This window comes from Hymenobacter lucidus (assembly GCF_020447265.1).
Taxonomy (GTDB): domain Bacteria; phylum Bacteroidota; class Bacteroidia; order Cytophagales; family Hymenobacteraceae; genus Hymenobacter; species Hymenobacter lucidus.
Genome location: NZ_JAJADR010000002.1, coordinates 701,036 through 713,408, shown reverse-complemented (window position 1 = coordinate 713,408; position 12,373 = coordinate 701,036). Strand labels below are relative to the sequence as shown.

At 59.7% G+C, this 12,373-nt stretch carries 11 protein-coding genes; 3 read left to right on the top strand and 8 right to left on the bottom strand.

Annotated features, from left to right (window positions below):
• Window positions 1-60 precede the first annotated feature (60 nt).
• Window positions 61-678 carry a MarC family protein gene (locus LGH74_RS09795; protein ID WP_226175161.1) on the bottom strand — a complete coding sequence of 206 codons (618 nt, stop codon included), beginning with the start codon at window positions 676-678 and terminating at the stop codon, window positions 61-63.
• A 156-nt stretch (window positions 679-834) separates the two neighbouring features.
• Between LGH74_RS09795 and purE the strand changes: the two genes are divergently transcribed.
• Together purE and LGH74_RS09785 are read left to right on the top strand one after the other, a co-directional pair.
• Window positions 835-1,386, top strand: a complete 552-nt coding sequence (gene purE, locus LGH74_RS09790; protein ID WP_226175159.1) for a 5-(carboxyamino)imidazole ribonucleotide mutase — start codon at window positions 835-837, stop codon at window positions 1,384-1,386.
• Window positions 1,387-1,498: 112 nt separating this feature from the next.
• On the top strand, window positions 1,499-2,665 hold the full coding sequence (locus LGH74_RS09785; RefSeq protein ID WP_226175157.1) for an endonuclease/exonuclease/phosphatase family protein: 1,167 nt from the start codon (window positions 1,499-1,501) through the stop codon (window positions 2,663-2,665).
• 14 nt (window positions 2,666-2,679) lie between these two features.
• Here LGH74_RS09785 and LGH74_RS09780 read toward each other — a convergent pair whose 3' ends face one another.
• The 6 genes from LGH74_RS09780 to LGH74_RS09755 form a co-directional block, all read right to left on the bottom strand.
• Window positions 2,680-3,825 (bottom strand): FAD-dependent monooxygenase, encoded by a 1,146-nt coding sequence (locus LGH74_RS09780; protein ID WP_226175155.1) that lies wholly within the window; start codon window positions 3,823-3,825, stop codon window positions 2,680-2,682.
• A gap of 223 nt (window positions 3,826-4,048) precedes the next feature.
• Complete coding sequence (dnaK, locus tag LGH74_RS09775; protein WP_226175153.1) at window positions 4,049-5,989, bottom strand: molecular chaperone DnaK; 1,941 nt, start codon at window positions 5,987-5,989, stop codon at window positions 4,049-4,051.
• A gap of 368 nt (window positions 5,990-6,357) precedes the next feature.
• Window positions 6,358-7,290: an alpha/beta hydrolase gene (locus tag LGH74_RS09770; protein ID WP_226175151.1), complete on the bottom strand. Its 933-nt coding sequence runs from the start codon at window positions 7,288-7,290 to the stop codon at window positions 6,358-6,360.
• The gene (locus tag LGH74_RS09765) at window positions 7,290-8,168 is read right to left on the bottom strand and encodes a pseudouridine synthase (protein ID WP_226175149.1); all 879 of its coding nucleotides are present in this window, start codon (window positions 8,166-8,168) and stop codon (window positions 7,290-7,292) included. The genes LGH74_RS09770 and LGH74_RS09765 overlap by 1 nt, the downstream gene beginning before the upstream one ends.
• A 48-nt stretch (window positions 8,169-8,216) precedes the next feature.
• Window positions 8,217-8,615 (bottom strand): hypothetical protein, encoded by a 399-nt coding sequence (locus LGH74_RS09760; protein ID WP_226175147.1) that lies wholly within the window; start codon window positions 8,613-8,615, stop codon window positions 8,217-8,219.
• A gap of 108 nt (window positions 8,616-8,723) precedes the next feature.
• Window positions 8,724-10,799: a VWA domain-containing protein gene (locus LGH74_RS09755; protein WP_226175146.1), complete on the bottom strand. Its 2,076-nt coding sequence runs from the start codon at window positions 10,797-10,799 to the stop codon at window positions 8,724-8,726.
• 158 nt (window positions 10,800-10,957) lie between these two features.
• Between LGH74_RS09755 and LGH74_RS09750 the strand changes: the two genes are divergently transcribed.
• Entirely contained in the window at window positions 10,958-11,539 is a 582-nt protein-coding gene (locus tag LGH74_RS09750; protein ID WP_226175144.1) for an NIF family HAD-type phosphatase, read from the top strand.
• A gap of 13 nt (window positions 11,540-11,552) precedes the next feature.
• Here LGH74_RS09750 and LGH74_RS09745 read toward each other — a convergent pair whose 3' ends face one another.
• Entirely contained in the window at window positions 11,553-12,224 is a 672-nt protein-coding gene (locus tag LGH74_RS09745; RefSeq protein ID WP_226175142.1) for a YiiX family permuted papain-like enzyme, read from the bottom strand.
• Window positions 12,225-12,373 lie beyond the last annotated feature (149 nt).

The following is a 12,373-nucleotide window of genomic DNA, read 5'->3' as shown; positions in this document are numbered from 1 at the left end:
GCGTGCTGTTGTGGCTTTCTATTAAGACGTTCTACCACACCGCTCTGTTACGACGTTCTGCTACTCCTGAAACAGGGCTTTAATGGCCGTCGCCAGGAAATTAACGCCGATGGCCAGCGTCAGAAAGCCCATGATGCGGGCCAGGGCGGCCATGCCGGGCCGGCCCAGAAAGCGCGTGAGCCGGAGCGACGACATCAGGATGATATACGCGGCCAGGGCTACCAGTACAAAACCGAAGAAAATCAGGCCCATATCCAGGTACGTGAGCTTCTTGGTAAACAGGCCGATGCAGACGGCCATGGAGCCCGGCCCCGACAGCATGGGCATAGCCAGGGGCGTAAACGAAATATCTTCCTTGTGCATGCTTTCCTCCAGCGTCGCGTCCGATACCTTGGCCCGGTTGCCGCCCGGCGTAAGCAAATCGAAGGCCGAGCGCATCAGCAGAATACCCCCCGCAATGCGCAGATGGTGAATATTGATGCCGAAGAAGTTGAGCACGTATTGCCCCGCGAAAAACGATACCGACAGAATGGCGACCATATACAGGCAGGCCCGCAGCCCGATCTGGGCCCGGTGACCGGGCGAGTCGTCCTCGGTCAGCGTCAGGAACACGGGCATGGCTCCGAAGGGATTGACAACGGAAAACAGGGTGGTAAAGGTCGCAAGTAGTATTTCCATGTACCGGAGCAGGGAAGTGGAAGGCGGGTAAAGGTACGAGGGATTGAGTATCAGCAAACAGGTTAAAATGGTATGTTTGGAAACTGAACCACGGCGCTGCTACCGCGTACAAGCGCACGTAAGGCAATCCGCCCGCCTTTTTTTCTTCCTATTTGCATGACTACTGCTTCCCCCGCGGCTCCGGCCGCCGACGATTACCGTGACACGCCCCTGGTGGGCATTGTGATGGGTAGCCAGTCCGACCTGAAAATAATGAGTGCCGCGGCCGAGCTGCTGCGCCAGTTCGGTGTGCCCCACGAAATTACGCTGGTGTCGCCGCACCGCACGCCCTACCGCCTCATCGAGTACGGCGAAACGGCCCGCAAACGCGGCATGCGCGTCATTATTGCCGGTGGGGGCGGCGCGGCCCACCTGCCGGGTATGCTGGCCTCGTTCACCACACTGCCCGTAATTGGGGTGCCCATCAACTCCACTACCTCCATTCGCGGCCTCGACTCGGTGCTCTCCATGCTGCAAATGCCGGCCGGCGTGCCCGTGGCTACCGTGGCCATCGACGGGGCTGCCAATGCCGCCGTACTGGCCACTCAGATGCTGGCCCTGAGCAACGCCCGCCTGGCCGATGTATTGGAAAAGTACCGTACTTCGCTCAAAGACAAAGTGATGCGCACTATTGAAGAGCTCCGGAAAGGCGGCTTCAGCGACGAATAGGTGAGATAGTGAAATAGTGAGTTGGTGAGTTTGCCGTCACTCTGCGCGGCCTGCGCCAGTAAAGCGTTTCCCTCGCCACTTCCCGCCCTCATACCTTCATACCTTCAACACAGTGCCCGACTTCGACGCCCCTCTTTGGATCCTAATTGCCCACGGACTCACGCTGCTGCTGGCTGTGGCCACGCTGGTAGCCACGCTGCTGCCGCTGCTACGTGAAACAGCTTGGTGGATCCGCATTTTCGACTTCCCCCGCCTGCAGATCGTAGCTATTGCCTTGCTGACTATCGGTGGGGCGTTGGCACTGGGCTGGCAAGAGCTGCCCGGCTATTGGGGTCTGGGGCTGATGGGGGCTTTGGGCGTGGCTGTCGTTTATCAGGCGTTTCGTATCGTGCCCTACACGCCCGTGGCCAGCAAGCAGATTGGCGATAGTACCCGCGCCGACGGCAAGCGTCACCTGAGCCTGGCCGTAATGAACGTACTGCAATACAACAAGCAGGGCGCCAAAGCACTGGCCGCACTCCAGGAAGTAGACCCCGATCTGATTATGGCTGTCGAGACGGACCAGTGGTGGTATGAGCAGCTGAAGCCCCTGGAAGAAACCCACCCCTACACCTGCCACGAGCCGCTCGACAATACCTACGGCCTGCTGTTTTTCTCGCGCCTGCCCCTGGATAAGTGCGAAATTAAGTATCTGCTTGATGATGATGTGCCTTCCCTGCACGGCCGTGTACAGCTGGCCGATGGCCAAACCTGGGTGCGCATTTACGGCCTACACCCCAAGCCTCCGGCCCCGGCCGAGTCCAAAACCAGTACGAAGCGCGACGCAGAGTTGCTGCTGGTGGGCAAGGAAATTGACCGTAAAGAGGAGCCCACCATTGTATTCGGCGACATGAACGACGTGGCCTGGTCCCATACTTCCGAGCTGTTCCGGCGCATCAGCGGCCTGCTCGACCCGCGCGTGGGCCGCGGCCTGCTGCCCACCTTCCATGCCGACCACTTGCTGCTGCGCTGGCCCCTTGACCACGTCTTCGTGTCGCCCGACTTTAAGGTGGACGAAATGCACCGTATGCCCTACGTAGGCTCCGACCATTTTCCCATCTATCTGAAGCTTAGCTACGAGCCCCAGGATAAGGCAGAACAGGAGGAAAACTGCGAGCAGGCCGACGTGGAGGATTTCCAGGAAGCCGAAGAAAAGATTCAGGAAGGGTTTGAGGAAGAAGACGAGGAGGAAGAAGAAGAAGCCACCAAGCCTGAGCCCAAGAAAGAGCTGACCACGTAGCCTTGGCCCTGGCTTTATAGCTCGTAGAGCCACGCCATTTGCCGCTGACTAATGGCCTTGGGCAGCAGCCGCATACCCGTGTTGCGCAGGGCAATAAGTAATGGGTTTTCCAGCTGTGCCATCTTGCCCAGCTGCCATGATGTAGTAACGATGCGGGTGGTGCGGGGCAGGCGCCGTTGCTCAAAGGCGCGGAATGCGGCAGTTAGATCAGCTTCAGCGGCTACGCACTCGGCCAGCACTGCAGCATCCTCCACGGCCTGGCCGGCCCCCTGGCCCATGTTGGGCGTAGTGGCATGGCCCGCGTCGCCGAGCAGCAGTACACGGCCGTAGGCCAGTTGCTTCAGCGGTGGCAAGTCCAGAATGTCGTTCCAAAGCAGGCTCTGATCCTGAGTTAGCTCAAGCAGCGCGGGAATGGGAGCAGGGAAATCGGCGAAAGTGCGCTGTAAATCGGCTACTCGGAAGCTTTGTAAATGCGTGTTACGGGACTCGGGGCTGTTGAGGCAGGCAAACCAATACACGCGGCCCCGGCCCACTGGCACGTACCCGAAGCGCCGCCCGCCGCTACCCCAGAACTCAAACGAGTCGCCGACCGGCAGCTGCAGGACGCTGGCATCGAGCACGGCCCGCCAGCAGGTGTAGCCCGCGTACCGGGGCAAAGACTCGGGCAGGAGTTGGCGGCGCACCTGCGAATGCAGCCCATCAGCGGCAATAAGGGCGTCGGCGGTAGCCTGCGTGCCGTCGGTAAAATAGACGGTTACTCCATCCGCCATTGTCTCAAAACGTTCGAAGCGGGAACCGAGCCGGACGGTGCCCGCGGGCAAACCTGCCAACAGCACCTGTTGCAGCGCGGCCCGGTGAATGCCCAGATTGTCGTAGCCTACCTGCCGGGCGAAAAACGCCGGGTCGGCTGCTTGCAGCAAGTTTCCCTGCCCGTCGCAGAGAGAAATCTGCGTGATGGGCGTACCCTGAGTTTGTACTGTTTCTTGCAGGCCCAGCCGGGCCAGGGCCCGCATAGCATTGGCGCCTAGCACCACGCCGGCGCCCACCTCGCGCAGCTCCGGCGCGGCTTCGTGTACGTGCACTGTGTGGCCTTGCCGCAGCAGTGCCTGGGCCGTGGTGAGGCCCCCAATACCAGCACCAATAAGGATGAAAGTTGCCATACGTAAGAAAAAGCACGCGGCTGGCTGTGCTACGGCCGGCCCACTCAGATATTCGGCGAAAGTATACAAGTCTGACGATATTCGGCGAATGGCCGAGCTAGGCTGAACCAGAATGACCGCCTTTCCCAGCTCGTCAGCAGTAGGTTGAAATCGGCCGCGGTGTAAAGCAAAAAGGCCGGAAGCAATATGCTTCCGGCCTTTTCTATGCGTTTTGCTGCGACAATTACTTGGCGCTGCCGTCTACTTCTTCGTAGTCTACGTCCGTCACGTTGTCGTGCGGCTGGCCTTGCTGGCCATTGCCACCCGGGGCTTGGCCTTCGCCACCGCCGGGGTAGCCCTGGGGCTGACCTTCGCCACCCTGAGCGTACATTTCCTGCGAAGCGGCCTGCCAGGCGGCGTTGATAGCCTCCATGGCGGTGTCAATCTGCGCGAGGTCTTTGCTCTCGTGGGCCTTTTTCAGGTCGGCAAGGGCATTTTCTACGGCCGTCTTGTTGCCGGCGCTCAGTTTGTCACCGTACTCTTTCAGCTGCTTTTCCGTCTGGAAAATCATCGAGTCGGCAGCGTTTACCTTCACGATACGCTCGGTTTCGGCTTTGTCGGCATCGGCGTTGGCGGCAGCTTCCTGGCGCATCCGCTCGATGTCGGCATCGGTGAGGCCCGAAGAGGCTTCGATGCGGATTTTCTGCTCTTTGCCCGTGCCTTTATCCTTGGCCGATACGTGCAGGATACCGTTGGCGTCAATGTCGAAGGTTACTTCGATCTGCGGAACGCCGCGGGGTGCTGGTGGAATCGAGTCGAGGTGGAAACGGCCGATGGTGCGGTTCTGCGAAGCCAATGGCCGCTCGCCCTGCAACACGTGGATTTCAACCGAAGGCTGCGAATCAGAAGCGGTGGAGAAGGTTTCCGACTTTTTAGTTGGAATCGTGGTATTGCTCTCGATGAGCTTGGTCATCACGCCGCCCATGGTTTCTATACCAAGGCTCAGCGGGGTTACGTCGAGCAGCAGCACGTCCTTCACTTCGCCGGTCAGTACGCCGCCTTGGATGGCTGCGCCGATAGCTACTACTTCGTCGGGGTTTACACCTTTCGAAGGCTTCTTGCCGAAGAACTTCTCTACTTCCTCCTGAATGCGGGGAATGCGGGTCGAACCACCTACCAGGATTACCTCGTCGATGTCGGAAGTGCTCAAACCGGCGTCTTGCAGAGCCTTTTTGCAAGGCTCCATCGAGCGGCGCACCAGCGAATCGGCGAGCTGCTCAAACTTGGCGCGGCTCAGCTTCACCACCAAGTGCTTGGGGCCCGAAGCGGTAGCCGTTACGTAGGGCAGATTGATTTCCGTCTCCGACGAGCTGGATAGCTCCACTTTGGCTTTCTCGGCGGCTTCCTTCAGGCGCTGGAGGGCCATCGGGTCTTTGCGCAGGTCGAGGCCTTCGTTTTCGCTGCTGAACTGGTCGGCCAGGAAGTTGATGATAACCTGGTCGAAGTCGTCGCCGCCGAGGTGGGTGTCACCATTGGTGCTCAGTACTTCGAATACACCGTCGCCGAGCTCCAGAATCGAGATGTCGAAGGTGCCACCGCCAAGGTCGTACACGGCAATCTTCTGGTCTTTATGCTTTTTATCGAGGCCGTAGGCTAGGGCAGCGGCCGTGGGCTCGTTGATGATGCGCTTCACGTCGAGGCCGGCAATGGCACCGGCTTCTTTGGTAGCCTGGCGCTGGGCGTCGTTGAAGTAAGCCGGAACCGTAATAACGGCTTCGGTTACCGTCTGGCCCAAGTATTCTTCGGCAGTCTGCTTCATTTTCTGCAGTACCATCGCCGAAATTTCCTGCGGCGTGTACTGCCGGTCGCCGATTTGGACGGCTACCGTGTTGTTGGAACCGCTCACCAGCTTGTACGAAATGTGCTTCGACTCTTCGGTTACTTCCGAGAAGCCGCGGCCCATGAAGCGCTTAATCGACTGGAGCGTGTTCTGGGGATTGGTAATGGCCTGACGCTTAGCCGGGTCACCGACTTTCCGCTCGCCTTTACCGTTGTCGAGGAACGCCACAATCGACGGAGTCGTGCGGCGGCCTTCGCTATTCGGAATCACCACCGGCTCGTTGCCTTCCATAACGGCCACGCACGAGTTGGTGGTGCCGAGGTCAATACCGATTATTTTTCCCATTGGATTGGTTGTATGTATGTGTTGGGGGTGTCTGGTTAAAGCTGCGATTTACTCGCTCCCGACCAATTACAAGCAGCGTACCAGCCCGAAAAAGGCGGTTTTTCTGTGACACATTGTCATTTTATCCGAGTTAGGTGGCCGGTTTTACGACGGACTGACTTTTATGGGAAACACCGCCGCCGGATTTCCTGCCAGCGGGGCAGATACTGGCTTGGTAGGAAAGCCTGCGTCTGTCATCCTATAAGGCGGGAAAAGATCTTGCTAGCTTCCATAATGAACCTCATTCAACGCGAAAAGCCCTTTGCCAGCGGAGCGGCAAAGGGCTTTTCGCGTTGGTAATAAACCTCAGTAGGGGTAAGAAAATTCTTTTATAGCGTCTTCAGAAACCCCGAAATCGTCGTTTCCCACTCCTGGGGGGACTTGTGCCAGTACGGCTCGTGGCCCACGCCGGGAAAGTCGCGGCGCTGCTTGGGGCCTTGCAGGGCGGCGTAAATAGCGTCGGTTTCGGCGCGGGTGACGCGCGGGTCGGCAGCGCCCCACATGAGCAGCGTGGGCGTGGTAATGTGCTGCGCAAATTGAGTAGCATCGAGGTTGAAGGCCCAGAAGCCGTTTTGTACGCCGCCCCAGAATACGAGCAGATTGGCCATCGGAAACGCCGGGACGTGCATGGAGCTAAAGCGGTTTTCAGCCGTTTGGAGCATGCTGCCGTAGGGGCACTCGATAATGTTTGCCGTGGGTTTGACGCCCAGTTCACTCTCAGCCCGCAGAATAGCTACGGCGCCCATTGAGGCGCCGTATAGAATAATTGGCCCCGTGGTTTGTTGGCGCAGAAAGGCAAAAGCCGCCGCCACGTCCGCCGACTCGCGGAAGCCCACTGTGGTCTGGAAACCTTCGGAGCCGCCGTTGCCGGCAAAATCGAGCAGTAGCACGGAGTAACCCAACTGGCGAAACACGCCCGCCTCGGTCAGCAGCTTCGATTTGTTGCTGGTGTAGCCGTGAAACAGCGCCACGGTACCCCGGGCCGATGCTACCGGACTGTACCAGGCTTCCAGCTTGCCATTCGGACTCGGAATCAAAACCGTTCGAAAAGCAAAGGCCGGCACCGCGTTGTTGCGCGGCTTGGGATTTTTGATGCCCGTAAGCAGCACCACAGCCTTATCCAGCGCCGAAAGCTGCTCGGGGTTCTCGGTGTGTAGGCCGGGCTCGTCGGTGAAGTGGGTGAAGCGCCAGGCGTGCAGAAAGGCCACGGCATTGACTGCCAGCAAACCCAGCAGCAACAGCCAGAGCAGCTTCCGCTTCACTAGCGGCCCGAGTTGCGGCCACCGCCGGCACTACGGTCGGGTCCGGCTTTGCGGCCCGCGCCGCCACCGGCCGGCTTGAAACCGCCTTTGCCCTTGGGCTTGTCGGCAGAGTCGCTGAAGCGGCCAGCTTTGCCGGCTGCGGCTGGTTTGCCCGCGCCAGTGGCTTTGCCTGCTGCCGGGCGGGCACCGGCGGGCCGGGTTCCAGCTGGTTTCGTTCCGGTGGGCCGGGGTGCACCGGCAGGCTTAGCAGCGGCGGCAGCATCCGTTTTTGAGCCTACAGTCCGCTCGCCGGGCATTTTGGTGGCCGAGTAGGCCGAGCGCAGCTTGGCGGCTTCGGCTTCGGTCAGCTCGCGCCACTGGCCGGGGGCCAGGCCCGCAATGGGCAGGTGGGCAATCTGGATGCGCACGAGGCGCAGGGTGGGGAAGCCCACGGCGGCCGTCATCTTGCGCACCTGCCGGTTCATGCCCTGCGAAATCGTGATTTTCAGCCACGAGGTAGGAATAGCAGCCCGGAAGCGCACGGGCTTGCTCCGCTCCCACATATCGGCGGGCGGCTCGGGCAGCAGTTCGGCTTCGGCGGGTGCGGTGTAGCTGGTTTTGATGTCGACGCCGCGGCGCAGGTTGGCCAGGGCTTCCTCGGTGGGCAGGCCTTCTACTTGCACCAGGTAGGTTTTTGGCACTTTGTAGCGGGGCTCCGAGAGACGGTGCTGCAGGCCCTTGTCGTCGGTGAGCAGCACGAGGCCCTCACTGTCGTAGTCGAGGCGGCCGACGGGGTAGACGCCGGGAACGGGCACGAAATCCTTGAGCGTAGCGCGGCCGTTCTCGTCGGTAAATTGGGTGAGAACTTCGAAGGGTTTGTTGACGAGAACGTAGCGCATCAGGGTAAAAACTTGGGGTAAGGGAAATCAGAAAAAAGGGCACCACACTTAGCGTGGCCCGAGCCGGTAACTTGGAATGAGCTGCACCACCTCGCCGCTGGGGTATACCACAAACTCGCCACTGTCGCGGCGGATGTCGCCGGCTTTGGTGTGCTCCTGGTAGGCGTGGCGCACAAAGGTACCAATCTGCGCGCCGCCTTGCGCTACTTTCGGTGCGGTGCCTGGTTTGGCGGTGGTGCTGTCCGCATTAAGTTGGGCAATGCCGGCCAGATACGCCACCGAATCCTGACGGGTGTAGGGCTTGGTTTCAAACGGGCCGGGGCGGTAGTAGTGCGGGTCGACGAGGCGGTTGCTCACATATTCGGCCACGGCGGCCTCGGCCTTCTTTTCGGGCGAGGAAGTGCAGGCAATGAGCAGGGAGGCGAGAAAGAAGAACCCGTATTTCATAGTAAAAGTAAAGAAAGGGTGTAACGCGAAGTTTCCCTTCGCGAGCCGTTGTTTACTAAGCACGACTGCCGTTCAACGACCCGCGAAGTGGAACTTCGTGTTACAGATTTAGATGCCGCCCGAATACTTGCGGGTAGCCCACTCGGCCGTAATCAGTGCCAGGAGCAGGAAAAACAGCCATTTCAGGTTAATCAGGTCCTTCAGATCCTCCTGGGTGTAGAGCACGGGCTTGGCGTTGGCCTTCTGAATATCCTGGGTAAGCTGGGCAAACTGGCCTGGGTAATACAGGCGCGAGCCGCTGCGACGGGCCAGTTGGTAGAGCAGGTTATGGTCGGCGCGGGCTTCGAGGGTTTCGAGCTGCTGCTCCTGCACTAACAATTCGCCTCGGTCTTGCTGGGGCTGGCCACCGAGCGTGGCGCTGGCCGAGTAGCGGTAGAGGCCGCCGGGCAGGGCACCCAGGTGCAGCGGGGCACCATCCTCGCTATTGGTAAAGCTGAAGGTGCGGGTTCGGTTCTGCTCATCCGTCAGGGCCAGCTTGATTTGCTGGCCGTAGATTCGCTCGAAAATAGTGTTGTAGGTTTCGGCCCCGAACGTCACGTCGTCGGCGGTGCTGAACGCGTCCTGGGTGGGGTATACGTCGAGGCGCTTCTTGTTGGCATTGGCCGTAAGCAGCTGCAGCGTCCGGATGATGAGCCGGTCATAGGCCTCGGGCCGGTCGTTGTGGTCGGCGGCTTCCTGCAGGCGCCACTGCCAGCTGCCGTCGGTGAGCAGTGTGGCCTGGCGCTGGGCTGGCACGCCCCCGAGCACCAGCAGCGGCTTGCGCGTTTTGAGCCGGCCCACCTGCTGGTACAACGCTACTTCGGCGCCGCCATTCACCCGCAAATCTCCAAAGGGCACGGCCGTGGGCGGATACGCCGCGAAACGCCGTAGCGCGTCTTCCTCGAAAGTGAAGCGCGAAAAAGCCGGGTTCAGTAGGGGCGTTACCTCGTCGGTCTGGGAGCCGCGGGGCGTAATGGTGAGGCCGGTTCCGAAGGAGTTGTAAGCGTTGAAATCGGACTGAGCCCCCACGATGTAGAAGGTCGGGATGCGGCGGCTTTTCACGGCCGCCAGCACCTCGGCGCCCACGCCACCCTGGGCGGGCAGCTGGTGCAGAATAGCCACGTCGTAGTTTTGGGCCGGCAGTGGCGTAATACCGGGCAGGTAGGTGGTCAGGGCGAAGTTGTCGTTTTGCTGAATGGCAGCGCGTAGGGCTTTCAGGTCGGGGTGGGGTGCGGCGCCGGCCAGCAGCACGCGCAGCTTGCCTTTTACCACTTCGAGGTAGGCACTTTTGCTGTTGTTGAGCGTCGTGAATTCGCCGGCTAGGGGCTGCACTACCACTTCGTAGCGGTGTTTGCCGGGCGCGTTGGCCGTGAGCAGAAAGGAGGTTTTCTGGCTGCGCCGGCTACCGGTGAGCGGCACGCGGCGGGTTTCGAGCACCCGACCGTTTTCGCGCAGCTGCACCGAAGCATCCCCGCTGCTAAAGCCGCTGTAGTCGATTTCGGCCTCAATCGGGAACCGGTTGCCGCTGAAGGCCACGCGGTTGTAGGTGAGTTGGGCCAGGCGCACGTCTTTCTTGGGCAGAGTGTCGCCCACGGCCACGCTGTAAATCGGGAACTGGAACTCGGAGTACACCGGGCTGCGGCCCTGATTCACGATGCCATCCGAGACGAGTACCACACCGGCCAGATTGCGCCCCTCGTAACTTTCCTCGATGCCGGTGAGCAGCCCATCAATATCAGAAGCGGGAGCCTGGAAGCGCAGGGAATCGGGCCGGGCCGGGCGGGTGCCGGAGCTGAGCGTACGGGTTTCGACCTCGAAGCCCTTGCCACGTAGCGCGGTAGCCAGCTGCGCGATGCCAGTTGTCGTCTGGCTTAGTACCGCCGGGGGCGTAAAGAGCCCCACCGACTGGGAGTTATCCACCGCCAGCACGATGGTGGGCTTTTCGGTGGTGGTGCTGGTCGTTTTGATGAAGGGCGAGAGCAGCAGAAAGCACAGAAAGCTCACCACCGTGAAGCGCAGGGCGGCCAGGGCGTAGTTTACCGGCTTGCTCCAGGGAGCTTTAGCCGAATACAACAGGGCCGCATAACCCGCGCCCACGGCCAGGCACAGCAGAATTAACCAGGGAGAAGCAGCGGTGGACAGCAAAGGCAGAGCGAAGAATTGAGCACTAAGAACCCCGAAGATAGCCGGGAAGTTGCTCCTTTGGGCCGGGAGATCAGCGCAAAGCAGTACTGCTGGCGAAATTACAGCTTCGGCAATGAATAGTGTTCCGTTAGTAATTGGGGTAATTTTGATTACTTGATATGAATGCTGTGGGTAAAGAAATACTTCTGATACTGGACTTAGACGAAACCCTGATTCACGCTTCTGCCAGAGAGCTGCGTCCCGATTTTGACTTCCAGCTATACCATTACTACGTCTACAAGCGGCCTTACTTGGATGGATTCATCCGCTACTGCGCGCAGCATTTCCGGCTCGCCGTGTGGTCGTCGGCCAGCGACGATTACGTGCAGCAAATAGTAAAAGAGATATTCCCGGCCGACATACAGCTAGAGTTTGTCTGGGGCAGAAGCCGCTGCACACCCGCTTTGGTACCCTACACCGACGAGTTTGGATTCTATAATCTCGATTACTCAAGCCAGTATGAATATGCCAAGCGGCTTAAGAAAGTGCGGCGGCTAGGGTATGATCTGCAACGGGTATTAATAGTTGATGATACGCCTTTCAAGGTGTTGAGCAACTATGGCAATGCCATTTACCCGGTGGCTTATACGGGCCAACTGGACGACAATGAACTGCTAAGCCTCACTAAATATCTGGCGACTTTGAAGGATGTAGTAAACGTCAGAACTATTGAAAAGCGGGGCTGGCAGAAGCTTGTTTAGCCATTGTGCAGCCCTACCGTACCGTCACTAACTCTTCACTCTCCAGCATCCGCACCGGGGAAATAACCTTTTCATCCAGCGGAATATTCTTGCCGTACCGCTCCCGCATCTTGGCCTGCACGGCTGGGTGGCTCAAATCAAACTCGCGCAGGGTCTGGAGCTGCCCGATTTCGCGGCCGGTGGCAGTTTTGTACATCTTCCAGAGCAGCTCCGAGCAGTAAATTCGCTCGTCGCTCCAGCCGAAATAGAGGTCGTAACTCTTGCCCTGGTACTGCCGGCCGGCGGCTTGCAGGCGCTCCAACACGGCGGGTGTCAGCACGGTTTCGGCGTCGCGCAGGCGCTTTACCACGAAGTGGCCGTATTTGCCCCGAGCTATCCACTTGGCCAATGACGTTTCACTTACCGGCTGCACGGCCTCGAACACACGCCACTCCCGACCCCGCCGAAACAGGATGCCGCAGTGGCTGTAGGGCGACTTGGTAGCCAGCTGAATGGCCTGGCTCTGCGCCGACTGCGAAGTCTGAAAAATAAGGTCGCCGTCGTGGAGGCGGGGCGCGGCGTCCGCAACTACCGTGGCAGCGTGGCGGCCGGCCTGCAGGCGCACGTAGCGGCGGTGCAGACGGGGGTAGGCCAGAAATGCCACCAGCAGCAATGGCAGCAGAAACAGCAGCAGGCGAGGCTTCATGAGAATGGGAATAACCTATCAAAAAGCACGTCATGCTGAGCTTGCCGAAGCAGCTCTCTCGCCAAAGTAATTTAGTTACTACTGCGGGAGAGCTGCTTCGGCAAGCTCAGCATGACGTGCTATTAGTGGTGATTTCGTCTGACCTTGGC